Raw genomic sequence first — 25,827 nt, forward strand, 5'->3', positions numbered from 1 at the left:
AGTGTGCTTGAAAGGAGCAAGATTAATTTTATGGAAGGCAAACGTTTGTTTCGCTCACGCAAGGAGCGCATGATTGCGGGTGTATGTGGCGGTTTGGCGCAGTATCTCGGCGTTGACTCATCTATCGTGCGGCTGGGATTCTTGCTGCTCGGCCTGACCGTCGGCGGCGGCTTCCTCGCCTATATGGTCTGCTGGCTCATTATTCCAGAGGAGCCGGAGGCCTAGCGCCAGCGGCCCCTTGTCCTGTCAATCGAAACCCTCGTCCACAGAGCTGCCAGGCCGCGCCTGGCAGCTCTTGTGTGAAACAGGCCGCGCAGAGTTGCGATTGTGCTTCTCGAATACGTCTGTTTGTGCTATACTCTCCCACGCATAGTCTACTCTTAACGTGTGGAGGAATGTGAGCATGGATCCCACTGCGTTCCGCATCGGGCCGTTGACCATCTACTGGTATGGGTTGCTGATCGTGATCGGCGCGGTCCTGGCGGCCGTTTTCGCGACCGCTGAGGCCCGCCGCCGTGGCCAAGACCCGGAGCATGTCTGGAATCTGCTGACCTGGTGCTTGTTGCTTGGCATCATTGGGGCGCGTCTCTATCATGTTTTCTCTTCGCCGGCCGGCGGCTTCACTGGCTGGGACTATTACCGCAGCCATCCGATCGAGATCATCGCCTTCTGGAAGGGCGGCTTTCGGGGCCTGGGCATCTATGGCGCTATTGCCGGCGGCCTGCTGGCCATCCTGCTCTATGCACGGGTGTCCAAGCTGAATTTTTGGCGCTGGGCTGACATCGTGGCGCCGGGCGTCTTACTTGCACAGGCCATCGGTCGCTGGGGCAACTATATCAACCAGGAATTGTACGGCCCGCCTACCACCCTGCCCTGGGGCATCACCATTGACGGCTTGCACCGTTTTGGCCCCTACATTGACCTCAACCAGTATCCGCTGGACATCAAGTTTCACCCGACGTTCTTATACGAGTCGCTGTGGAACCTGCTCGGCTTTCTGCTGCTGTTCTGGCTGGCGCGGCGTTTTGCGTCGCGCCTGCGTGACGGTGACATTGTCGCGATCTATCTCCTCTATTATTCGATTGGCCGCTTGTGGGTTGAGATTTTTCGACCAGACGCCTGGGCCATTGCCGCCATTCCTGCTGCACAGATCTTCGCCCTGCTCTTGATGGCCGCTGCGCTGGTTTTCCTGTTCATGCGTCACCGCGACTGGCAACCGCCGGAGACCTGGTACGCGGAAAAAGCCAGCGCGTCGAGCCTGCTGCCGCCCGCGACGCCCATGGTTGATGCCGTGACCGCGGACAGTGAGGACTGAAGAAGGCGCCCGCCATGCACCTGGTGCAGAGGGCAAGGGCGGCGAGGGGGATCAACGGAGGCCGGAGATGAACGTTCGAGGTCGTGTCTGGCGAGCGGTGCTGTTTGCGGTGCTGCTGGGCGCGCATATTCCACCAACGCTCGCCTGGCCCCTGGATGATGATGGGCAGGGACGCCCGCCGACCGCCGATGGGCAGATTCTATGGCTGGCTAACGGGGTCGGTTTTTGTACCGCGGACGGTGACCAGGGAATCCCGCACCTGGCGCCCGACGGCGCCGGTGGCATGATCGCGGTGTGGACCGACGCCCGCTCAACAGCCAATGGCGTGGACATCTACGCACAGCGCCTGAACGCCGTCGGGACGCCGCTCTGGGCCGCCAACGGCGTCGTCGTCAGCGACGCGCCCAACAATCAGCTTGAGCCACAAGCCATCAGCGATGGCGCCGGCGGCGTGCTGGTGGCCTGGGATGATGAGCGCCCTGGCGGCCTGGCGATCTTCGCGCAACGGCTGGATGATACGGGCAAAACCCTGTGGGCCGCTGACGGTATCAGCGTGACGACGGGAGCGGCCGACAATCTCCTGGCCCAACTGGTGCCCGATGGCAGCGGCGGTGCGTTTGTGATCTGGGAACAGCATGCCAACCCCGATCGCTTCGACACAAATCTCTTTGCGCAACGCATCAGCGCTGCCGGCTCCCCAATATGGACAACGCCGGTCACCATTACGCTGGCCCTCGGCGAACAATTCGATGCTGAGGCGACGCCCGATGGCAGCGGCGGTTTCATTGTGGCCTGGGCCGATCTGCGCGATGCGGGGGATCAGAATTTGTATGCCCAGCGCCTCTCGGCCAGCGGCGTTGCCCTGTGGGCGACCGACGGCGTGCCGGTGAGCAGCAATCCCGCCGTGCAGGGCATCGGGCCGATTGTCGCCGATGGCCACGGCGGCGTGTTTGTGGCCTGGTATGACTACCGCAGCACAGGGTACCTGGCGGACGCCTACCTGATGCGGCTGACGACCAGCGGCGACCGCGCCTGGCCCAACGACTTGCCAGTGGTGGCCGCGCTGGATCTGGCGGAAGGGCCAACCGATCTCATTCAGGATGGCAGCGGTGGTGTGATCCTGGTGGCCGCTGCGTCGGATGCCAGCGGCGTGCCGGGCACTGATGTGCTGGCGCAGCGCGTTGACGCCGCCGGCGTATTCCTGTGGGGCGCGCAGCCGGTCAACGTGACACCGTGGGCGGAGCAGCAGGATTTTGCCGTGGCCGTACCTGATGGCCGCGGCGGCGCCTATCTGGCCTGGGTGGACAAGTTCAGTGACCCACCGGGCTATGACATCATGGCTCAACATCTCAGTGAGCAGGGTGTGCCGCAGTGGGCCGGGCACGGCGTGGCTGCGGTCGCACTTTCGGGAGTACAGGACAACGCGCGCGTGATCAGCGATGGCGCGCAGGGACTGATCGTGGCCTGGCAAGATTACCGCAACGACCCTGACAATCCAGACCTGTTCGCGCAGCGCATCAGCGACCTGCACCAGCTCATCTTCCCGCTGATGCGCAAGCATAGCGGGCAGGCGCAAGGCCCTGCCCTTACTAATGAAGAGAAGTAGGGGCGCATCCTTGCGGTTGCCCACGCGGGCAGGCGCAAGGCCATGCCCTTACTAATGAAGAGAAGTAGGGGCGCACCCTTGCGGTCGCCCACGCGGGCAGGCGCAAGGCCATGCCTACTGAGGAGAGTGATTCATGAAGATCGCGATTGGCAGCGATGAACGCACGCATTTGACCGATTTTGTGGTTCATTACCTGCAGGCGCAAGAGCACGAGGTGCTGCTGTTTGGGCCGTTGGCCGAAGATGATCCCGATGGCGACTGGCCCCTTGTCAGCAGCCATGTGGCCGCCGCGGTCGCCAGTGGACAGGCCGACCAGGGTGTGCTTTTCTGCTGGACAGGAACTGGGGCCAGCATTGCGGCGAACAAAGTGCCGGGGGTGCGCGCCGCCCTGGTGCATGACGCCGAGACCGCGCGCGGGGCACGGATTTGGAACCACGCGAATGTCCTGACTTTGAGCCTGCGCTCGACGCCGGTGGGCGTGGCGAAAGAGATCCTCGATGCCTGGTTTTCAACCCCGATCGTCGAGGGCGAGGCGGTGAGTGAATGGAATTTGACCCAGATCGCGCGCGTGACGGCCATTGAAAATCGTTACCGCGGGGCGTGAACACGCCAAGACACCGGGTCTCTGCAAGAGACCCGGTGTCTGTCTTACTCGATTTCAGCCAGCACTTCGTTCAAGGTAACACCCTGGCCGCTGCTCACGTTGATCCTGCGCACGATGCCGCTGCGCGGCGCCTTGATTTCGTTTTCCATCTTCATCGCCTCTAACACCACCACCGACTGTCCGGCCTCCACCTCGTCGCCCACCGCTACCAGCAGGCGTGTGATGATGCCGGGGATGGGTGCTTTGATGCGACCGTCGCGACTGGTGGGGCGCGCAACGGCCGCCTCCAGGTCGCTCACGGTCAGGTCGCCGTAACGCCGACCATACACCTCAAGCCACTGCAAGTCCCTGTCTAACACAATTTCGTACGGCCGATTGCCCACCAGAATCCAGTCCAGGCTCTCCGGGTCCCGCAGACTCTGCACGCTGACGGGGATGGTTTTGCCATCCACGATGACGCGCAAGTCGGTGTTGGACTGCACAGCCGCCTCCACTTGGATTTCGTAGGTGCGCCCGCCGATCGTAACGCCAATCTTATGCATGGTCAACCTCCTAACTCGGCAGCCGCCGGCTGCTGCGGTGCCAACCGGTCTGGAAACGATCCTGTGTGACCGGACGCGCGGCCTGGTTGCGACTGATAAAGGCCACCGCGGCGGCCACTGCCATATCGCGCAGTTCGATGTCGGGCGTGCCCTCCAATAGAGGGCGATCCAGAAAATCGGTCGTGTAGTTTCCGGCCAGGAAATCAGCATCATTCAGGATGCGCTGATGAAACGGCAGCGTCGTATGCACACCCCGGATGGCGAATTCCTCCAGCGCACGCCGCATGCGATTGATGCACTCAGGCCGTGTTTCGCCCCACACAATCAGCTTGGCCAGGATGGGGTCATAGCGCACCGGCACGTCACAACCACTGTAGGCGTAGGTATCCACGCGCACATTGGGGCCGCCCGGCAGGCGGAACCGGTCCAATCTGCCTGGGCTGGGCATAAAGTTGCTCCAGGGGTCTTCTGCATTGATGCGGCACTCCATCGCCCAGCCGCGGAACTTGATGTCACCCTGGCAAAATGCCAGCGGTTCCCCGGCAGCAATCCGAATCTGCTCGCGCACCAGGTCAACCTGCGTGACCTTTTCGGTCACCGGATGCTCAACCTGGATGCGCGCCTTCATCTCGGCAAAATAGAAGTTGCCATCCAAGTCCATGATGAACTCGACGGTGCCGAGGTTGCGATACTTGAACAGGCGCGCAATCTCCAGCCCCATCTCGCACAGGCGCGTGCGCTGGGGCGCAGTCAGGTTGGGCGAAGGCGCCTCGGCGATGATCTTCTGACTGTGACGCATGATCGAGCCGTCACGCTCGCCCAGGTGGATCAGGCTGCCGAACTGGTCCCCCATCACCTGCACCTCCACATGGCGAGCCGGCATGATGGCCCTCTCCAGGTAGACATGGTCATCGCCAAAGACCGCCAGCGCTTCCGCCTGCGCCTGGCGCACGGCGCGCTCCAGCTTGGATGGATCACTCACCAGGCGCGTGCCGCGTCCGCGCCCGCCCCGACACGCTTTGACCACCAGCGGGTAGCCGACATCTTCCGCCAACGCCTGCACCCCTTCTATCTCACCCTGGCAGAAGCTTTCTGACAGGTAGTATGGCACAGGGTAGCCGGCGGCCGCGACCCGCTCACGCGCCCCCAGGTTGTCACGCAGCGCACTGACCACGGCGCTCGGTGGCCCGATGAAGACGATGCCGGCCGCTTCACAGGCCCGGACAAAGGCCGGGTCTTCGGCCAGGAAGCCATAGCCGGGATGGATGGCATCGGCTCCTGTGTCTTTGGCCGCCTGCAATACCACTTGATGATCCATGTAGCCGCGGCTGGAATCCAGGCGCACCACCTCATCGGCAAAGCGCACGTGCAGCGATCCCTGGTCCGATGGTTCGAACAGGGCCACACTCTGAATTCCCAGGTCACGACAGGCCCGAATGATGCGCACGGCAATCTCGCCACGGTTGGCGATCAGAACTTTCTTGAACATGGCACTCCCTCTGGCGCGTCGGCGCCTTACATCGGCGAGACGCCGTGCTTCTTGGGCACGTGACGTTCCTGCTTGGACAGGGTGACTTCCAGGGTGCGGATCAGCGCACGCCGCGTATCGCGTGGCTCGATCACGTCATCAATCAGACCCCGCGCGGCCGCCACATACGGGTTGTTGAACCTTTCCTCGTACATGTCCACCAGTTCCTTGCGCCTGGCCTCCGGGTCAGCCGATTCCTGCATCTGTTTGCGGAAGAGGATGTTGACCGCGCCGTCCGCGCCCATGACCGCGATTTCAGCATTGGGCCAGGCAAAGAGGTAATCACCGCGCAGGCCCTTGCTTGACATAACGCAATAGGCACCGCCGTAGCTCTTGCGCAGGATGACCATCAGCTTGGGCACCGTGGCCTCGCTGTAGGCGTAGATCATGCGCGCGCCGTTGCGGATGATGCCGCCATATTCCTGGTTGGTGCCGGGCAGAAAGCCGGGCACGTCCTGCAGGGTGATGATGGGGACGTTGTACGCATCGCACAGACGGATGAAGCGCGAGGCTTTGAGCGAGGCCTTGATGTCAATGCACCCCGCCAGCACCATCGGTTGATTGGCCACAATGCCGACGACGTAGCCGTTGAGGCGGGCAAAGCCGATGACCATGTTTTGCGCCCACAGTTCGTGAACTTCAGTGAAACGGCCATCGTCCACCACGCTGGCGATGACCTGGCGGACATCGTAGGGCTTGTGCCGATCGGTTGGCACCAATTCCTCCAGCTCAGGGCAGCGGCGGTTGGGATCATCCACCGGCGGTACGTAGGGCGGGTCGTTCTGGCTGTTCGAGGGCAGGTATGAGAGCAGGTTACGCACCTGGGCCAGGCATTGTTGATCGTCTTTGGCCAGGAAATGGCTGACGCCGCTCTCCTGGCTGTGAACCAGGCCCCCGCCCAGCTCATCCAGGCTAACCTCTTCGTTCATCACGGCTTTGACCACGTCCGGGCCGGTGATGAACATGTAGCTGTTGTCGGTCATGAAGATGAAGTCGGTCAGGGCCGGCGAATAGACGGCGCCGCCCGCGCATGGCCCCATGATGACTGAGATCTGCGGAATCACCCCAGACGCCTCGCAGTTGGCGTCGAAGATGCGGGCATAACCGCCCAGGCTGTCCACGCCTTCCTGGATGCGGGCGCCGCCGGAGTCGTTGATGGCGATGAAGGGGTAGCCGTCGCGCAGCGCCATGCGCATCGCCTTGACGATCTTGTTGGCATGCATTTCGCCCAGGGAGCCGCCCATGACGCCGGCGTTTTGTGACGCCACGTAGACATGGCGACCGTTGACCTGGCCGAAGCCGGTGATGACGCCGTCGCCGTAGCGTGAGGCACGCCCATCGAGGTAGGTTTCGGAACGGGGCAGGACCAGGGTGTCAATTTCGGTAAAGGTGTCAGGGTCGAACAGCAGCTCGACTCGTTCGCGGGCAGTCAGGCGCCCCTTCTTGTGCTGGGCGTCGGCCTCCTTGACTGTGCCCGCGGCAATGGCCTTGCGGTCGCGCAATTTCTTCACATACGATTCCACGGAAAAACACTCCTCTTGAATTTTGTGCCAATGTTGTCATGTCGTCAGGCCAGAGTCAGGCCATGTTCTGCGAAAACGCCAGCGTCAATACAAATCCGTCACGCGTGGTCCACCAGCCGGGCATGATTTCAGCGGCGGCGGCCGTCGCGGGATGATAGGTGACCTGGAGTGGGAGCCAGTCATCGTCGGGCGCACGGTCAAGGTTACACACACAGTCAACCCGACGTGTATCAACGGTCAGCCCTAGTTTGACCACCTTGAGCGCCGCTTCTTTGGCGCTCCAAATGGCCGTAATCAGAGTATCGCGCCAGGCCGGCGGCGCGGTCTGCACCTGCCGGATTTCCGCTTCGGTGAAGAATGTCTCCACGAAGTTCCAGTCACGCGGCCGCACGCGTTCGATGTCAACGCCGATGGCTGGGGGCGCCTGGCCTGCGCTCGCAGCCGGGCCGGATGTCGCTTGCCGGCTATCGAGCGCAATCACGGCGCACAGCGCCCATTCTTCACAGTGACTGATCGTCAGGCAAACCGGCAATCTGCCGCTACTTCCATTACTTCCATTACTTCCATTACTTCCATTACTTCCATTACTTCCATTACTTCCATTACTTCTATTACTCCCATTACTCCCATCGCCAGGAATTCCAATTGCAGCGTGCAGCTCCACGAACGGCGATCCATCGTCTTCATTCTTGATTTCGATGGTTGCCAGCGGCGCAGTCTGGTGCGTGGTCGCCAGCAGGAAGCGTTGCACCAGGTGTTTGGCGGTCCAGCGTCCGAGCAACCAGTCATGACGACGTTTGGGCGAACGCATGGCGTCGAAGCGCGCCAGCTCCGCTGCGCTGAGCAAGCCCAGGGGCGGCTGGCCGCGCGCCAGATCAGGATGCGCCTCGGTGGATTGAACGAGCCAGTGGATCATGGTGTGGCCAGTTTTGTCACGTTCATCACGCGGCAGGTTCGCCAGCAGCAACCTCGGCGAGATCGGCCGCGTGGGTCAATCATACGTCAGTGCCGTTGTCTCCGGCGCTGATGCCCAGCGCCTGCAAACGCATTTGTAAGCGTGCCAGGCGCGCTTCGGCCGCCTCAGCCCGCTGCCGCTCCGCCTCAGCCCGCTGCCGCTCCGCCTCAGCCCGCTGCCGCTCCGCCTCTGCCCGCTGCTGCTCGACTTCATCGTGACGGAGGACAAGCTCGCCATCCGTACTGTAGAAGCGCAACCAGGCGGTGTCGAGCGCGTGGTTGCGGCCGTGCCATTTACCAATCCACATCTTGAGGGCCTCACTCCAGAGCCAGCCCTGGGCGTTGGGGAGCAGCGCCACATAGTCATCGCCCTGCAAATGCCAGCCCATGAGCGCCTTCGTTTCTGGATCGTAGCAGAAGTAATCCTGCGTGTGGAAGGTGTGCGCGTACAGGTCCTTCTTGGTCGTCAGGTCGTTCTGGCGTGTCGAAACCGACATCAGCTCGAAGATGAAATTGGGATAGCGACCGTTTTCCTCCCAGACGACCCAGGCCTCGCGCCCGACCGAGCCATCCACGTCGAGCACGACATAGAAATCTGGCCCTTTGTAGTCCCGGTTGCGCACTTGCGCCAGGCTGTAGTAGATGAACATGTTGCCGCCGGCGTAGAAGTCGTTGCGCTCACGCCAGGCGTAATGAATGAGTTCAAGGAAAAAGGCGATTTGGGCCAGGTGCCAGGGAGTTTCCAAGGGTTCACCATCCTCTGTCGGCAATTCCAGCAGATCTCCATGGGTTCTCAGGAGATCGAGGAGTGTACGATTGCGAACGCCTGGCCGCGAACGGGAGGGAACCCAAATGAGCTTAGTGCCATTTCCATAGCCATTTCCATAGCCATTTCCATAGCCATCCCCGTAGCCATCATCCCCGCCGCCATCCCCATTCGTGGGCGTCGGCGTTTCTGTCCTGGTCATCACTTCAGCCGTCTGTTGCATGATCCCCCTCCGCTTGGCAGCGTGCTGCCTGGTGCAGATTGTGCTCGGCGGTGCATGACGCCACCTCTTGACGATCGTGCGTTTGCCGTGCGGCTACAGTATAGCCCCGCTATCGCCAATCGTCAATCCCTTTTGCGGGTGCAGGGGTGTCAAAGTCAGACTTCCGAAGTCTCACAGACTTCGGAAGTCTTTTCACCCCTGCACCCGCTTCGATGCTTATGCCAGAATGACCTGCAGCGGCGCCAGCAGATCAGCGCTGACGCTGCCCGGCATGCGCACGGTTTGGTAGCCGGTCATCTGAACGTAGACGTTACCGGTCTCGTCCACGACGACGGCGTCGAAGGACGTGCCGCCAGCCACCGGCGTCACCAGGGCGAACAGTCGTTGGCCGCTGGCCTGCTCTGGCTGCCGATAGGTGGTTACCCGTCCGATCGCCATGGGCAGCGCCATGGCGCCGGTCGTCGCCAATTCCCAGATGCCCGCGGTCTGGAAGCAGAACTCGATCAGCCGTGGCGCCATCAGCGTTTCCGCCGCGGATGGCGACGTATTCGCCGGCAGGTTGCCTGCCATGAGGCCCACCACCGTGCTGCCCACCATACCGACTTGATCCAACACCTGGTAGGCCGGGCCGTGGAAGTAGATCTTGTAGATGTCGCCTGCGCTCACGGTCTTGCCCATTGGCCCAGGCAGGCTGGCCGTCGGTTGATCGAGATCCGTCGTCGTCAGCCGCACATCGGCTGTGAAGTGTACCTTGACCTGCGGCGGCAGCTCCGGCTTGGGCGCGGGGACGATGCCGGTCAGCGTGGTGTGCGCCACGATCTCGCCGTTGGCGCCGGCGCTGGTGGTTGCCTCCAGGTACAACGTGCGCGGCAGATGGCGGAAGAACTTGAACGGCGCCAGGAACTGCTCATTCTCGATGGCTGCCACCCGGTAGCCGGGGAAGAGCAGCGTCGCCAGCTCGGCGAAGCTCTCTGTGCCCATCACGCCGGGCAGCACCGGGGTACCGTCAATCTGATGATCGAACAGGAAGGGCTGTATCTGCGGGTCGAGTGTGGTCTCCACCTCCAGCCCGCCGTACAGTCGCGCCGCCTTGACCGCGCCAATCATGGGCAGTGGGCGTTCGCGACTCGCCAGCAGGGCCTTGACCTTGTCCGTGTCCAGCCCGCCGGTGACATCTTGCTCGCTCATCAACGCGCCCAGCCGTCGGCCGACCACGATCTCGCCCTTGAACCCGCTGTAGGTCAGTTCACGACGGATCGTGGGCACGCCCACCTCTGGCGGCAGCATGTCAATGCCCAGCATCTCCATGATCTTCGGCACCGAGCCACGTGTGGCCATGCCAATGCTGCCCCAGGCGGTCCAGTCCAGGGCGATGCCACGCGTCTGCGGCCGCCAGGCCTTCATGCTGCTGCTGATCTTACACAACAGGTCGTTGGCCGCACTGTAGTCGCTCTGCGCGGCGTTGCCGAAACGACCTGCCACCGAACTGAAGACCACCGTCGCGCCGATCGGCATCCCGGTCGCGGCCTTGAGCAGGTTGAAGAACCCGTCCGCCTTGACATCGTAGACCAGGGCGAACTGATTTGGCTCCTTGTCCGGCAGCGGACGATCAATCAGCAGACCGCCCGCATGCAGGATGACATCAATGCGACCGTAGCGCCGACGAATGTCCTCGATCACCGCGGCCACTGACTCCCCATTCAGCAGGTTGATGCTGTGGTAGTACACTGTGCCGCCGGCCGCTTCCACGGTCTCGATGGCACGCAGGGCCGCTTCGTTGCGTTCGATGGCGATGATCTGTTTGTCAATCTCCACCGGTGTCGGCTTCTTGCCGGCCGCGCGTGCGCGTTCGATCAGCGCCTTCTTCAGCGCTTCCTTGTCGCTGCGGAACAGGCGAATGTCTTCATCATCCCGCTGCGGCGGCGGCACCACGTCCAGCAGATAGAAGATGCCCTCGCTTGCCACCGCCAGGTCGGTCGTGATGGCGCTGGTGATGCCACCGGCCGCGCCCGTCACCACGAAGACGGTCTCCTTGCCCAGAGTCAGACCAGCGCTGCCATCCCTGGCCGGGAGCACCCGCAGAGTCGGCGAGTAGCGCAGGCCATCCTTGTAGCCCACCTCGATCACGCCCGGATCGCTCAGCGTTTCCGCGATCAGCGCCTCAGCCGGCTCCACCGTCTTGCGACCGGCGTCGAAGTCCACGGCCTTGACCAGGACTTGCTCACGCTCGCGCTTGAAGGCCTTGCTGAAACCGACGACGCCGCCGCCGAGTGGCGCCAGCGCACCCTCAGAACCGTAGCCGTGCAATCCGCCCAGGCGCACGCCCGCGACCAGAAAGTTGGTCGGGCCGCTCACCGCGTCGAACAACGTGCGCATCGTGGCGTAGAGGTTCTTGACGCGCATCCGGTTGGCTTCGCGCCAGGTTGCCAGGTCCATCTCCTCCAGCCCCGGCTCCACATCGAGAGCGGGCAGCCAGTAGACGCCCTGGATGGGGCCGGCCGCCAGCCAGTTCTGCAACTGCCCGACGAGCGCTTCCATCTCCAGCGCTTCCTCCACTATGAGGGTCGTCACGCCCCGCTTCTGCAAGCGGCCAACCAGCGCCTTGCCCACGCCGCCCTTGTCCATCATCACCACGACGCGACTACTCGCATCGAGCAGCACACCGGTCGGCTTGCAAAACTCCAGCCCCGGACGCACCGCCGGCGCCACCACCCGCCGCGGCGCCTTTTCCGATTCTTCCAGCGTGCCGTAGGTCTTCACCACCACTTTGGCCGTTACCGGAGATCCGAGACCGGAGATCGGCTTCTCAGTTACCAGAGATCCGAGACCAGAGACCGGTTTCAGCGCCGCGACACTCGCAGACGCTGCCGCCATTCCCTGCCCCGTGACCCGATCTCCAATCTCCGGTCTCCGGTCCTCCGCTCTCTGTTCTCCTGCCAACTCCGGCCGATTCGACAGCACGAACTGAATCACACTCGCCAGCGTGGGGTAGTCGCGCAGCTTGATGTCTTCGCGCCGCGGGATGTCGAAGGCCTCGCGGATGGCCGCGAAGGTTTCGGCCTGCTTGACGGTGTCAATGCCCAGGTCGGCCTCCATGTCAAGCTCCAGGTCGAGCATGTCCTGCGGATAGCCGGTCTTTTCCGCGACCACCGCCAGCACCTTTTCAGTCACCTGAGATCCGAGACCGGAGACCGGTTTCAGCGCCGCGACACTCGCAGACGCCGCCGCCATTCCCTGCCCCGTGACCCGATCTCTGGTCTCTGTTCTCTGTTCTCCTCTCAGCTCCGGCCGGCTCTCAAGCACGAAATCCACCACCCGCTTCAGCGTCGGGTAATCGCGCAGCTTCACGTCATCGCGCCGCGGGATGTCGAAGGCCCGCGCACAGCCGCGAAGGTCTCGGCCTGCTTGACGGTGTCAATGCCCAGGTCGGCCTCCATGTCGAGTTCCAGATCGAGCATGTCCTGCGGATAGCCGGTCTTGTCGGCCACGATCGCCAGCACCTTCTCAGTCACCTGAGATCCGAGACCGGAGACCGGTTTCAGCGCCGCGACACTCGCAGACGCTGCTATCATCCCCTGCCCCGTGACCTGATCTCTGGTCTCTGGTCTCTGTTCTCCTCTCAGCTCCGGCCGGCTCTCAAGCACGAAATCCACCACCCGCTTCAGCGTCGGGTAATCGCGCAGCTTCACGTCATCGCGCCGCGGGATGTCGAAGGCCTCGCGCACAGCCGCGAAAGTCTCGGCCTGCTTGACGGTATCAATGCCCAGGTCGGCTTCCAGGTCCAGCTCCAGGTCGAGCATGTCCTGCGGATAGCCTGTCTTCTCGGCCACGATCGCCAGCACCTTCTCAGTCACCTGAGATCCGAGACCGGAGACCGGTTTCGGCGCCGCGACACTCGCAGACGCTGCCATCGTCCCCCGCCCCGTGACCTGATCTCTGGTCTCTGTTCTCTGTTCTCCTCTCAGCTCCGGCCGGCTCTCAAGCACGAAATCCACCACCCGCTTCAGCGTCGGATAATCACGCAGCTTCACGTCGTCGCGCCGCGGGATGTCGAAGGCCTCGCGCACAGCCGCGAAAGTCTCGGCCTGCTTGACGGTATCAATGCCCAGGTCGGCTTCCAGGTCAAGCTCCAGGTCGAGCATGTCGCTCGGATAGCCGGTCTTCTCGGCCACGATCGCCAGTACCTTGTTGACAACCTGAGATCCGAGATCAGAGACCGGTTTCGGCGCCGCGACACTCGCAGACGCTGCCATCGTCCCCTGCCCCGTGACCCGATCTCCAATCTCCGGTCTCCGGTCCTCCGCCGGAGCCACAGGCTCGAACGGTCGGGGCGCCGCTGGCGTAGGGATCACCGGAGTCGGCGCCGGTGCAGGAGTCTCCACGGGTGCAGGAGCGGGAGCCAGCGATGTTGGCGGGGCCGGCGGGGCCGTCATCGCGGCTGGGGCCGCAATGACTTGGGGCGCCGGTGAAGCAAGGGTCGGGAGCACCATCGGCGCAGGCAACAGATGGGTCATGCCGGCGCCATCGCCAGCGGCCAGGGCGCGCACGGTTGGCCCGGTGCCTGTGCGCCAGGTACTCGGCGCCGGCTGGCGAGTGGGGGCCGCTTCACTGCGGATGCGCAGCACACGTTTGATTACGTCCGTTTCCGCGCGATCGTAACCGCTGATATCTTCCAGCCAACGCTGGTAAAGCGCCTTGTTGTCGGTGCGATCCAGCGCGCCGGGGATGCGTCGTGTCAGGGTCATCGCAACCTGCGAGCCGAAGCCGGCCGCGAGGTGCAGCGCGTACTGCACCGGGTAGCGGCCGCCGCGGCTGAGATTGAGCATGCCCAGGTCGGGGTCCACTTCTTTGAAGTTGGGCACCGGCGGCACAATGCCGTATTCCAGGATTTTGACCGCAATCACGTCCTCGACGCCAACGCCCATCGGGTGGCCGGTGAAGCCCTTGGTGTTGGCCATGATGATTTGATTAGTGACATCGCCAAAGGTGCTGCGCAGGGCGATGACCTCGGCCGCGGCGCTGCCGCCACGGGCCGGCGTAAAGGTCTCATGCGACATGAAGACCATCTGCGGCGCCATCGTGCGGCGATCCACGCCGAAGCGGCGCTCGGCCGCCGTCACCAGGTTGTTCATCACCATCGCAATGTGATCCACATCAAGGCGGGTGCCGTGGAAGGCGCTGTTGCTGGTCTCGCTGCTCAGTAGTTCGACGATGCCGCGCATGCCGCGCTCGCGCACGGTGTCTTCGCTTTCGATCACCAACGCGCACGCGCCCATACCCATCAGGGTGCCATGGCGACGGCGGTCGAAGGGCAAGGCGGCTTCTTCCACCTTGGCATCGGTGGCAGCCGCGCCGGTCGCCAGGAAGCCAGCGCCCACCCATTCCATCAGGTTGTCGCCGGTCACATTGTCCGCGCCGATCACGATCACGCGGCGGCAGCGGCCGCTGCGAATCCAGTCCTCGGCGATGGACACGCCTTGCGCGGTGCTTGCGCACGCGGCGTTGACCTGGGTATTGGGGCCGCGCGCACCGATGTACTCGGCGAACTGGCTGTGGCCCATGGACAGAATGCGGAAGAGGAAGCGACGGTCGAAGGCGTACGGCTCACGCGCCAGGTCGTCACGCACCGCGTTGATGCGTCGGTCCACTTCCAGCAGGGCCTGGCTTTCGGTGATGGCGCCACGCACGCTTTGCAGCATCTCCAGATGGTGCAGGCGTTCCTGCCAGACGTAGTAGCGCTTCATCTCGTCAGCGAAACGGTCGCCGCCGGGGAACGCGCTGGCAAAGACGACACCGGTTTCGTCGCGCAGACTGTCCGGCAGCATCCAGCGATCAGGCAGGAAGCGGCCGGTGCTCGTGCGCTTCCAGGTCTGAACCAGGGGAAGGCCGGCCTCGCGCAGCGCGTCCAGGCCGGCGGCCATCGCCAACTGCGTGGTGATGTCCAGCGCCTCGACCAGTTTGTCGGAGATGCCGTACTCTTCACTGAGGTTGAAGGCGCCGGCGCGGCCGGCCAGTTTGATCACATCGCCCGAATCGGTAATCGTCTCGAAGCTGCCGCTGCCATCTGCGGCCTTGACCACACGGGTGACGTGCTTCTCGGCTATCAGGCGGCGGTAGCGCTCTGGGATCAGGTCCACAAACTGCTCGCCACGCAGGATGCGCAGCGCATTGTCAGGGTCCATGACGGCTTTGTTGACGCCGGGCAGACCCAAGCCGGTGCCGCTGATCACGATGGAGCCTTGCGGCACGTCGTTGCGGTCGAATGTCTTGGGCGCCGGCTGGGCCATCGTTTGCATCATCTGGGCAAACATCTGACCCATCATCTGAAAGGCTTGTGCCGGAGGTAGGGACGGCAGGTTTGGCATGGCAAAATCCTGTTCGGCTGGCATGGTCGCGGCAGCGACAGGCGCAGAGGGGGCTGCTATCGCACTGACCGACGACGCCGGAGTTGGTGTTGAAGGGGCTGCCGCGGCTTGCGACGGCGGCGGCTTGATTTCCCAGGCCGGTTGGCTGGCGGTCAAGCCGTAGCCGGCGGCGTAAAGGCCGCACAGCGCCTGGTTGAAGCTCGGCAGCTCGCCGGTCTTGGGGTGATTGGTGAAAAGCGAGACGACATCGGGCTTGCTGCCCAGGACATCGTCTACCAGGCCCTTGAGCGCCTTCTTGGCGCCGACTTCGACGAAGGTACGCACGCCGGCCGCGTACAGCGTTTCCAGGCCCTTGATCCACTGCACCGGCGAAGCGATCTGCAGTTCGAGCAGATCCTTGATGCCTTCGACATCGTTGGGATAGAACTCACCATAGACGTTGCCCACCAGTGGTAGGAGCGGCGGGGAGATACGCAGGCGATTGAGCACCTGGCGCAGCGGCTTGCTGGCCGGGGCCACGATGCGGGTGTGGAAGGCGTGGCTCACCGGCAGGCGCACAGCCTGGTAGCCCATGCCGTTGAAGAGGCCGATCGCCTCCTCCACCGCCTTGCTCTCGCCGCCAATCACCGATTGGTTGTAGCTGTTGATGTTGGCCGCGACCACATAGCCCTTGATTTTCGGCAGCGTCTCTTCGATCACCTTGTAAGGCGCCATGACCGCGGCCATCCAGCCGTTGTCGCCCATGCTGACCTTGGTCATTTCGCTGCCACGCGCCGCGGCTGCCTCCAGCGCATCGGCAAAGGGCATGATGCCCGCGGCAATCAGCGCGCCATATTCGCCCAGGGAGTGCCCCATGACCATGTCGGGGTATTGGCCGTAGGTTGCCAGCAGTTTGTAGATCGCGGTGTCAATCGTCAGCATGGCCGGCTGCGTGATGGCGGTCTGCATCAGATCGCGCTCCACACGCTGCATGGCCTGCGGGTCGTCGCCGTTGACGAAGATGAAATCGGTCAGCGGCTTGCCCAGGATCGGCGTCATCACGCGGTCACCTTCGGCAAACACTTCGGCCACCACCGGATCAGCCGCGGCCAGTTCGCGCCCCATGTTCGCGTACTGGCTGCCCTGACCGGGGAAGAGGAAGGCCACCTTGCCTGGCTTAGGGCCGCTGCCGCGGAAGATGCCCCGACCTTGCAGGGCCTTCCAGGCCGCGGCGTTGCCAAAACCGGCCGCTTTGCGTGCATTGCCTAGCCGGTCGAGCAGTTCATCAGGCGTGCCAAAGTCAATCACCAGGCGCTCGTTGGCGGCCAGATCAGCCGCGGTCGGCGGCGCCACGGGCGGCATCCAGCCGTCTTCCACGCGGCCCCAGATTGCGTCCAGTTTGTCTTTCAGCTCGACGGGCGACGCCGCGCCCACAGCCAGAATGCCGCGCAGCGGCGCCTTGGTTGACGCGCTGAGGGTGACAGGCAGGGTGGCAGGTGGCGAGGCCGGCGCTGTTTTGGCGCCGGGGATAGTCACTCCCGCATAGGTTGCTATCTCACGAGCCAGCGCGCCCGGCACGTGCTCTTCCACCACCACATGGAAATTGGTGCCGCCAAAGCCATACGCGCTGACCCCCGCCCGCCGTGGGCCCTGGGCTGGCTGTTTCCACTCCTGCAGATCATGATTGACGAAGAACGGCATCTGATCAAAGTTGAGGTTGGGGTTCGGTTTTTGCGCGTTGAGCGTGGGCGGCAGTACCTTGTCATACACCGCCATCACCGCCTTCAGCAGACCGGCCGCGCCGGCGCCTGCCTTCAGGTGGCCGATGTTGCTCTTGGCCGACCCCAGGGCGATGCTGCCGCGCGGCGCGTTGCCGAAGATGGTGGCCAGGCTTTCCACTTCCACCACGTCACCCACCTTGGTGCTGGTGCCGTGCGCCTCGACCAGGGTGGCGCTGGCCGGATCCAGCCCGGCGTTTTCCCAGGCCCGCTGCGTGGCTAACTGCTGGCCGATCGGGTTGGGGGCCGTGATGCCTTTGCCCCTGCCATCGCTGGAACCGCCGACGCCGCGAATGACGGCATAGATCTTGTCGCCATCGCGTTCGGCATCGCTCAAACGTTTGAGGAGAAACGCGGCCGCGCCTTCGCCCATCACAAAGCCATCGGCGCCATCGCCGAACGGCCGGCTGCCGGTCGCGCTGAGCGCACCGATTTTGCTGAATTTCACGAACGTGGTTGGCCCCATGTTGCGGTCCACACCGCCCGTCAGCACCGCATCGCAGCGGAAATTGATGAGGTTTTCCACAGCCGCTTCGACCGCGGCAAAGGTGGACGCGCAAGCCGCGTCGGCGATAAAGCTCGGCCCGCGCAGGTTGAAGACGTTGGCGATGCGACCGGCCACGATGTTGGCCAACTCGCCGGGCATCGTGTCTTCGGTTATATTGGGGAAGCGCTCCTGCACCATCTCGCGTGCTTCGGCCATCAACGCCGCGCGCACGTCGGCTGGCAATTGCCTGAACGCGACGGTATTTTCCAGGGCGTGCGCATATTCGGGGAAGAAAATGCGCAGCGCGGTGAAGTAATGCAGCTCGCCGCCCATGGCGGTGCCCAGGATAACGCCTGTGCGCTCCGTATTCAGCGGTCGCTTGGGATAGCCATAGTCGGCCAGGGCCTCCGCGGCCGTGGCCAGCGCCCATTGCTGACTCCCGTCTATGGCTGCGGCCACTTTGGGCGGGATACGAAATTGCTTCCAATCGAACTGAAACCCACGCACCCAGGCGCCAATTTTGCTGTAGGTCTTGTCGGGTGCGCCGGGGTCAGGGTCATAATAATCGGCTACGCTCCAGCGCTCCGGCGGCACGTCGGTGATGCTGTAGCGCTTGGTGCGGATATTTTTCCAAAACGCGGGGGCGTTGAGCGCATCTGGCAAGACGGCGCCCACGCCCACCACCGCAATGGCACGGTCTGCGGTTTGTTCCATAAGTCGTACTCCTCATGCCAGCGGCGAGCTTCATCACTCGCCGCCTCACTTGCTTTACGCGGCCGGAAACGCCTCATTGAGCTTCTTGCTGACGAAATCCATGTCCTCGATCAGCCCCGCCTGCGCCTGGTAGATGCCTGGCAAATTGAGCGATCCGGCCAGGTTGGGGTCGGTCTGCCCCGCGCCGATGGTCCAGCGCAAGCCGTCATCCGCCACCTTGAGCGCCGCGTCACGCGCATGGATACGGGCCATGGCCTGGCGGGTCGTCACATCCAGCGGGATAGCCGTGGTGGGATGCGACTGCACCCGCTCGGCGAAGATGGCGGCCGTCTCCGCGTAGGCGATCAATTCACCCAGGCGAAAGAGGATGTGCTGATTGCGTGTCAGGCGGTCAACGCGGCAGCGTTCCAACACCACGGCCAGCGCGCGCAGGGCCAGGGCGGCCGTCCCTGCGCCGTTGTTCGGCTCAGTGCGCTGAATTTTGTCCAGGCGCGCAGCCCAGTCGTTGTAGTAGGCGCCGCGGGTCTTCAGGTGCAACTGCCAGCGGTCGCGGGCAATCGTCCATTCCATGATTTCCGAGGTGCCTTCGTAGATGGTGGTGATCTTGACATCGCGCTTGATCTTTTCCACCATGTATTCCTTGGTGTAGCCGTAGCCGCCGTGCGCCTGGATCGCATCTTCGGCCGCCTTATTGCCGGCCTCGGTCGCCAGGTACTTCGCCACCGCGCCTTCGGTCTGCAGGTCGGGTTCGCCGCCATCGAGGCGTTCGGCTGTCCATTCGATGTAGGCACGAGCCGCTTCCAGGCGCACCGCATTGGGCACGATCAGCTTGTGGGTATAGCCCTGCTTCTGGCTGAGCGGCGCGCCGCCCTGAATGCGCACCTGCGAGTAGGGAATGGTGCGTTTGAGCGCGGCCCAGCCGCCGCCCAAACCGAACGCGGCCACCATCAGGCGGGTGTAGCCAAAGACCGCCTGCGCCTGGATCAACCCCTGACCTTCCACCCCGCCCACCAGGCGGTCGGCTGGCACATACACATTATCCAGGAAGAGCGCCGCCGTGTTGCTGGCGCGAATGCCGTGCTTGTCCTCCGGTTTGCCCTTGGTGAAGCCTTCGGCGTCATGCTCCACCACAAACCAGGTTGCGCCACCTGGCGCATTGGCCAGGATCGTGTAGACTTTGGCGACGCCGCCGTTGCTGATCCACTGCTTGCGGCCGGTGATGCGATAACCGGTCACCTTGCCGTCTTCGATCACCGGCTCGGCCTTGGTTTTGAGCGAGCCGAGATCGCTGCCAGCCTGCGGTTCGGTCGCGCCATAGGCCACCAGCAGACCCTCGTTCGCGATGCGGCCCATCCAGTAGGTTTTCTGCTCTGGCGTGCCGCCCACCGTGATGGGGTCGCTGCCCAGGAAAGTGGCCAGCACCCCGGTCGCGATGCCCAGGTCAATGCTGGCCATGACCTCGGAGACGCGGTAGATGTCATAGGCGCCGCCGCCCATGCCATCGAACTCTTCGGGGATGAAGAGGAGATGCAGGCCCACGTCGCCATAGAGCGCTTCCAGAACGGCATGAGGGAATTCGTCCTTGTAGTCAAGCTCAAGCAAGTAGGCATTGGTCAGCTCACGCTCCGCATACTTTTGCAGCGTGGACAACACCATGTTGAGGGTTTGGGTATCCAGTCCGGCCATCGAATGGTTCCTCCTAAATTTAACTCACTATCCTCAGGGCACGGGCGCAATCTGTGCCATGCCTGTGACAAATTGAACAAGCAGGATTATAGGCGTCGAGTCACGGCGGTCATATGCGCCATATCATAATGCGTTGGCCGATTTCATGACCTCCTATGGCGCAACGCGTCACTTTTCGACAAGTCGAGGACTCCGGAGCGTCCGGAGTGCCGAACTCGTTCGGCGTATGTTCAGGCCAGGTCAGTTGCCCATGCGCCGGGCGCACAACCGTGCATGAAAATGTGACGCAAGCCGCCGGCTTGCCTCCGTGGCGCGGGCGCTGCAATCCGGCGGATTGCGCCACAGGGCTATTTTCAGGTCAGTTTCCATGCCAGGGGGCACAATCGTGCATGAAAATGCCTTTGCGTCTTTGCTTCTTTGCGTCAGGATATTTTCAGGTCAGTCAGCGGTTGGGTCATTCTATGCAGGCGGCGTGTCCTGTCAACTTTGCGCGGTGCAGAGCAGGCGACTGCCAGTCGCGGCAACGCGTGACCAATCCAACCTGCGTTGACTGGAGACGAGTTGCGCGCCGGTTTGATGTTTCGACGGTTGTGGCGTACAATTTCCCGCGCGTACTCTGCACCTGCCCATGAAGGAGGAATCCCACCATGACCACTCGCCCATCACGTCCCTGGCTGCTACCCGCCCTGATTGCGCTGATCCTGGCGATCGGCAACCTGGCCGCCAACTGGGTGGCTGCCGATCTGCAGGAAACGCTCGAACCGGTGCGCTGGCTGGTTTGGGCTGCGTTTGCCATCTCATTGGTTGCTGCGATCGTGATTGCCGTGCGCGAGGCGCGGCGACCGGCCGATCCTGCGCCAGGCGGCCGCCAGGCGGCAAAGCAGTACGAAGAGCAGCGCCGGCGCTACCTTCAGCGCATCGCGGCCGATCTGCGCTTCTTGCCGCTGACCGCGGTGGACATCAAGGCGGCCAGCGCGGAGACGCCGGCGGAAGAACGCCTGCCGCTGGCCGATGTCTACGTGGCGCTCGATACCAAGACCCGCGTGCCGACCGAAGACCCTTCCGGCCGCAAGCGCGGCCAGGAGGAGATGCTGGGCCGGCCGGATGAGCGCCCCTGGTCCGCGCTGGAGGCCGTGGCGCAGACCCCGCGCCTGGTGTTGGTGGGCGAACCGGGCGGCGGCAAATCCACCTTTGTCAATCACCTGGCCTACTGCCTGGCCAATGCCGCGCTGGACGCCCGCGGCGGCTGGCTGGAGCGCTTGCCCACCTGGCCGGCCGACGCCAGCCAGGTGCTGCCTGTGCCGGTGACGCTGCGCTACCTGGCGGCCTGGCTGGGCAAGGCGACCGATCCCCCACCGAAAACCGGCCTGCTGCTCGCCTATCTCGCATCCTGGCTGGGCGAGAATGGCCTGGGCGACTGCCTTGAGTTTTTGACCGATCATCTGCAGGACGGCGCCGCCATCTTGCTCCTGGATGGCCTGGACGAGGTGCCTGTCCATGCGGCCGTGCTGGGGCGCATCAAAGAGATGATCAATGACCTGTCCACCGCCTACCCAAGCCTGCGTGTGGTCGTGACCTGCCGCGTCTTGAGTTACCAGGACAGGCGCTGGCATTTGCCCGACGCGCGCTGGCCCACGGTGGTGGAGCTGGCGCCGCTGGACGATGAAAAAATGGACGCGTTCATCACCGCCTGGTACCGCCAGCTCGCTTCCATGCGCGAGCGCACGTTCAAGGATGCGGAGACCTCGGCCGCCAAGCTGAGCCGCGCGGTGCGCCGTGAGGACTTACGCCGGCTGGCGCGCAATCCGCTGCTGCTGACCACGATGGCCGTGGTGCATACGCGCAGGGACGAGCTGCCTGACGCACGCGTGCTGCTCTACCGTGACGTGGTGGACCTGCTGCTCTCACGTTGGGAGGCGGTCAAGCTCAAGGGAGAAGTTGGGGAGACGACCTGGCGCCGCCTGCTGACTGAAGCCGGGCTGCAGGACAATGATGTGCAGCAGGCGCTGTGGCGCCTGGCTTACGAGGTGCATGCCCAACTGCCGGCAGGGGCCGACCGTGAGACCACGGCCGACGTGACGATGATAGCCCTGGAGCAGGCCTTGAGCGACTTGCATCCGCAGAAAAGCAAGGATTGGGCCGACCAGGTGGTGGCGGTGATGAACGAGCGCGCGGGCCTCCTCGTGGAGGTGGTGCCGGGTCAGCTCTATCGTTTTCCGCATCGCACCTTCCAGGAATACCTGGCCGCCTGTCAGCTTAGCAGCCAGGGTGACTTCGTCGAGCAGGCCAAACAACTGGCGGGCAGTGGCGCCCTTTGGCGTGAGGTGATTTTGCTGGCGGTAGGCAACCAGGTGCAGGGCAATCGCAATGAGCCGCTCCTGTTAGTGGACGAGCTGTGCCCTAAGGCGCTGCCTGCATCTGACGCGGGCTGGCGTCAGGTGTGGCTGGCCGGACAGGTGCTGTTGGAGATCAGCCTGCCGCGAGCGCAGCGTCGCGACCTGGGTTCCGAACTGATCGGCCGCGTGCGCCAGCAACTGACCCATCTCATCACGCACGACTGCCTGACCCCACGCGAGCGGGCCGAAGCCGGCTCCGTGCTTAGCGTGTTGGGCGATCCGAGAGACTTCGATGTTCTGCTGCCCGTGCCGGCCGGCGAGTTTACGATGGGGAGCAACGATAGTCAATGGGAAGACGAGAAACCGGCGCATCCGGTCTGGGTGGGCGATTTTCGTATCGGCGCCTATCCGGTGACCAACGCGCAGTACGAGGAGTTTGTCCTGGCGACCCAGCGCGAGCCGCCGCTGCACTGGCGGGGGCCGCGCGCGCCGGTCGAGCTGCGTAATCATCCCGTGGTGTATGTCGGTTGGGATGACGCCAACGCCTACTGCGCCTGGCGCAGCCGGCAGGAGGGGCGTGAGCTGCGTCTGCCCACCGAGGCGGAGTGGGAGAAGGCTGCGCGCGGCGCAGACGGCCGCACCTGGCCGTGGGGCAATACCTTCGATGCCACGAAGTGCAACATGAACCAGACCGGCATTGGCGACACCAGCCCCGTGGGCATCTTTGCGGCCGGCCGCAGCCCTTATGAGGTCTTCGATATGGCCGGCAATGTTTGGGAGTGGACGCGCAGCGCGTGGGGCGAGGACCTGATGAAGCCAGAGTTTGGCTATCCCTATCGGGCCGACGACGGGCGCGAGGATCAGAGTAGAACAAATGTTCGTCGTGTGGTGCGTGGCGGCTCTTTCATCAACGACGATGACGTCGTGCGCTGCGCCTCTCGTTACTGGTACCCGCCTGGCGCCCGTAGCCTCGATGTGGGTTTCCGGGTGGTCGCCCCCGGCCTCTGAACCTCTGCCTCTGTTTGCTCTGACCTCTGATCTGCGCTCTGTGGGCGTGCGTAGCGGTGGGGGAAGCAGGTCACGACCGCGGAGTGGGGGGCGCTGTCGCCGCAGTGTCCACTTGACACGGCCGGCAGTTCCAAATTTTACCGCAAAGACAAAAAGGGCGCAAAGAGACCGCCCTTTTACGACCCACCCCGCCGTTTCTTTGTGTGTTGTGTGTGTTGTGGGGGGGTGTCGGGCTAAACCGGAATTTCTGGACAACGACTGCGCGCCTTGCTGGTTGCCCATCATGGCGGTAAAATACCACGGAGGTACCATGCCACAAACGCTGCCGATTCCACCCGAAAAGATGGCCGTTTACCGGGCGACGGCCCAACGGCGTGAGCAGGAGCGTCGGGCGATGGTGGAAGCGCGGCGTGTACGCGCGCTGGCCCTGGCGCAGGCGGCCGCGCAATTGCTCAAGGAACAGTTTGGCGCGCAGCGTGTCGCGCTGTTTGGCTCCATCCTGACGCCGACCTTCTTTCACGAACGCTCTGATATTGACCTGGCGGTGTGGGGCCTGGACGAGCGCCTCTACCTGCGCGCCCTGGGCCGTCTGCTCGATCTCGATCCGAACTTCGAGTTCGACCTGGTTGAATTCGAGGTGGCTCCGCCGCGCCTGCAGGCATCTATACAGAAGGAGGGACAAGAACTGATTTTAGCGTAGGGAAAGCGTAGGGTTGGCGTCCAGTTTGGCGCCTTCCCCGGTGTTATTCTGACACCAGAAACAAGCGAGCAAACAAAGATGTGAATCTCTTCTTTCTTCTCCTCCTTTTCGATGAACATCCCAGGTCGGGCAGCCTGGGATGTTCGATTTTCTGGCCGATTTTCGATTGCCAATCTCCAATCTCCGGTCTCTCCCCCCTCAATACGCCCGCCCAAACAGCGCCACCCTCTCCGCCGGCCGGCCGGTGTAGAAGCAGGTTCCGCTCCCCTCTGGCTGTTCCAGCGGGAAGCAGCGGATGGTGGCCTTTGTCTCTTCCTTGATACGGTCCTCATCCTCACTGCTGCCGTCCCACCAGGCGCGACAGAAGCCGCCCGGCCCATCCAGCACTTCTTTCAACTCTCCGTACGAGCTGACATCCACGATGTTGGCGTCGCGGAAGGCGGTCGCGCGCGCCAGCAGGTTGGCTTGAATCTCTGTGAGGGCTTGCTGAACGGTGGCCGCGGCGCCGGCCCGTTCGATGCCGCGTTTGCCATCCCGACCGGGGATGTCGCGCCGCGCCAGCACGAGCTGTCCGTTCTGCACATCGCGCGGTCCAATCTCGATGCGCAGCGGCACGCCGCGCATCTCCCAGTCGTTGAACTTGAAGCCGGGCGAGTAGTTGTCGCGCAGATCGAGCTTGGCGCGCAGACCCGCGGCCTTCAGCTCTCGCTCCAGCGCGATGGCTGACTCAGTCACCAGCACCTGCTCCTGCTCCTTGCGCCAGATCGGCACGATGACCGCCTGATACGGCGCTAACTTCGGCGGCAGTACCAGGCCCTGGTCATCGCCGTGCGTCATGACGATGGCGCCCACCATGCGCGTGCTCAGGCCCCAGGAGGTGGTCCAGCAGAGCTGCAACTGGTTGGCCTTGTCCAGATACTGAATGTTGAAGGCCCTGGCGAAGTTCTGTCCCAGGTTGTGCGACGTGCCCGATTGCAGCGCCTTCTTGTCGCCCATCATCGCTTCGATCGTGTAGGACTTGTCCGCGCCGGCGAACTTCTCTCGCGCCGACTTGATGCCGCGGACGACCGGAATCGCGGCGTCGTTGATGGCAAAGTCCGCGTAGACATTGAGCATCTGCAGGGTCTCCGCCTCCGCCTCTTCGTAGGTGGCGTGCGCGGTGTGTCCTTCCTGCCACAGAAACTCGGTGGTGCGCAAGAAGAGGCGTGTGCGCATCTCCCAGCGCACCACGTTGCACCACTGGTTGATGAGCACCGGCAGGTCGCGGTAGGAGCGAATCCACTGTGCGTACATGTGGCCGATGATCGTTTCCGATGTGGGGCGCACCACCAGCGGCTCCTCCAACTCCTTGCCGCCGCCGTGCGTCACCACGGCCAGCTCGGGCGCGAAACCTTCCACGTGCTCGGCTTCTTTTTGCAGAAAGCTCATGGGAATCAAGAGCGGGAAGTAGGCGTTCTGATGACCGGTTTCCTTGAAACGGCGATCCAGTCCATCGCGGATGGCTTCCCACAGGGTGTAGCCGTAGGGTTTGATGACCATGCAGCCTTTGACCGGCGAGTAATCGGCCAGGTCGGCGCGTAGCACCACATCGGTGTACCAGCGCGAGTAGTCTTCCCCGCGCGGGGTAATGCGTAGTTCTTCTGCCATGACGAAACTCCTTGGATTAAGTGCAAAGCGCAGAGTGCAAAGTGCAAAGCGCAGAGTGCAAAGTGC

Annotated in this window: 15 protein-coding genes; 6 read left to right on the plus strand and 9 right to left on the minus strand. The window is 63.4% G+C overall.

Translation table 11 applies throughout. The features are described 5' to 3' along the window. The first annotated feature begins 30 nt into the window (after positions 1 to 30). The 4 genes from IPF85_RS13630 (at position 31) to IPF85_RS13645 (ending at position 3,525) form a co-directional block, all read left to right on the plus strand. Positions 31 to 225, plus strand: a complete 195-nt coding sequence (locus tag IPF85_RS13630; protein ID WP_343408628.1) for a PspC domain-containing protein — start codon at positions 31 to 33, stop codon at positions 223 to 225. 178 nt (positions 226 to 403) lie between these two features. Next, positions 404 to 1,315 carry a prolipoprotein diacylglyceryl transferase gene (lgt, locus tag IPF85_RS13635; protein ID WP_343408629.1) on the plus strand — a complete coding sequence of 304 codons (912 nt, stop codon included), beginning with the start codon at positions 404 to 406 and terminating at the stop codon, positions 1,313 to 1,315. Positions 1,316 to 1,382: 67 nt separating this feature from the next. Continuing rightward, complete coding sequence (locus IPF85_RS13640) at positions 1,383 to 2,921, plus strand: hypothetical protein (protein ID WP_343408630.1); 1,539 nt, start codon at positions 1,383 to 1,385, stop codon at positions 2,919 to 2,921. Positions 2,922 to 3,054: 133 nt separating this feature from the next. After that, entirely contained in the window at positions 3,055 to 3,525 is a 471-nt protein-coding gene (locus IPF85_RS13645) for an RpiB/LacA/LacB family sugar-phosphate isomerase (protein ID WP_343408631.1), read from the plus strand. Between the two features lie 44 nt (positions 3,526 to 3,569). Here the strand turns inward: IPF85_RS13645 and IPF85_RS13650 are convergent, their stop codons facing one another. From IPF85_RS13650 to IPF85_RS13685, 8 genes are all read right to left on the minus strand, one after another. Next, on the minus strand, positions 3,570 to 4,067 hold the full coding sequence (locus IPF85_RS13650) for a biotin/lipoyl-containing protein (RefSeq protein ID WP_343408632.1): 498 nt from the start codon (positions 4,065 to 4,067) through the stop codon (positions 3,570 to 3,572). 10 nt (positions 4,068 to 4,077) lie between these two features. Next, positions 4,078 to 5,556, minus strand: a complete 1,479-nt coding sequence (locus IPF85_RS13655; RefSeq protein WP_343408633.1) for a biotin carboxylase N-terminal domain-containing protein — start codon at positions 5,554 to 5,556, stop codon at positions 4,078 to 4,080. Positions 5,557 to 5,582: 26 nt separating this feature from the next. Further along, on the minus strand, positions 5,583 to 7,118 hold the full coding sequence (locus IPF85_RS13660) for an acyl-CoA carboxylase subunit beta (protein ID WP_343408634.1): 1,536 nt from the start codon (positions 7,116 to 7,118) through the stop codon (positions 5,583 to 5,585). Between the two features lie 55 nt (positions 7,119 to 7,173). Beyond that, positions 7,174 to 8,034 carry a 4'-phosphopantetheinyl transferase superfamily protein gene (locus tag IPF85_RS13665; protein WP_343408635.1) on the minus strand — a complete coding sequence of 287 codons (861 nt, stop codon included), beginning with the start codon at positions 8,032 to 8,034 and terminating at the stop codon, positions 7,174 to 7,176. A 79-nt stretch (positions 8,035 to 8,113) separates the two neighbouring features. Further along, complete coding sequence (locus IPF85_RS13670) at positions 8,114 to 9,061, minus strand: Uma2 family endonuclease (RefSeq protein ID WP_343408636.1); 948 nt, start codon at positions 9,059 to 9,061, stop codon at positions 8,114 to 8,116. 216 nt (positions 9,062 to 9,277) lie between these two features. Next, on the minus strand, positions 9,278 to 12,409 hold the full coding sequence (locus IPF85_RS13675; RefSeq protein ID WP_343408637.1) for an SDR family NAD(P)-dependent oxidoreductase: 3,132 nt from the start codon (positions 12,407 to 12,409) through the stop codon (positions 9,278 to 9,280). Beyond that, positions 12,406 to 18,384 (minus strand): beta-ketoacyl synthase N-terminal-like domain-containing protein, encoded by a 5,979-nt coding sequence (locus IPF85_RS13680; RefSeq protein WP_343408638.1) that lies wholly within the window; start codon positions 18,382 to 18,384, stop codon positions 12,406 to 12,408. Before IPF85_RS13680 ends, IPF85_RS13675 begins: the two co-directional genes overlap by 4 nt. Before the next feature lie 54 nt (positions 18,385 to 18,438). Continuing rightward, positions 18,439 to 20,070, minus strand: coding sequence for an acyl-CoA dehydrogenase family protein (locus IPF85_RS13685; protein WP_343408639.1), 1,632 nt, complete (start codon positions 20,068 to 20,070; stop codon positions 18,439 to 18,441). Positions 20,071 to 20,717: 647 nt separating this feature from the next. On the opposite strand from IPF85_RS13685, the gene IPF85_RS13690 reads away from it, so the two are divergent. After that, on the plus strand, positions 20,718 to 23,414 hold the full coding sequence (locus tag IPF85_RS13690; protein ID WP_343408640.1) for an SUMF1/EgtB/PvdO family nonheme iron enzyme: 2,697 nt from the start codon (positions 20,718 to 20,720) through the stop codon (positions 23,412 to 23,414). 310 nt (positions 23,415 to 23,724) lie between these two features. Next, a complete protein-coding gene (locus IPF85_RS13695) occupies positions 23,725 to 24,114 on the plus strand; it encodes a nucleotidyltransferase domain-containing protein (protein WP_343408641.1) in 390 nt (129 codons plus the stop codon). 198 nt (positions 24,115 to 24,312) lie between these two features. Here IPF85_RS13695 and proS read toward each other — a convergent pair whose 3' ends face one another. Continuing rightward, entirely contained in the window at positions 24,313 to 25,761 is a 1,449-nt protein-coding gene (gene proS, locus IPF85_RS13700) for a proline--tRNA ligase (RefSeq protein ID WP_343408642.1), read from the minus strand. Positions 25,762 to 25,827 lie beyond the last annotated feature (66 nt).

The organism is Candidatus Amarolinea dominans (assembly GCF_016704685.1).
Taxonomy (GTDB): domain Bacteria; phylum Chloroflexota; class Anaerolineae; order SSC4; family Amarolineaceae; genus Amarolinea; species Amarolinea dominans.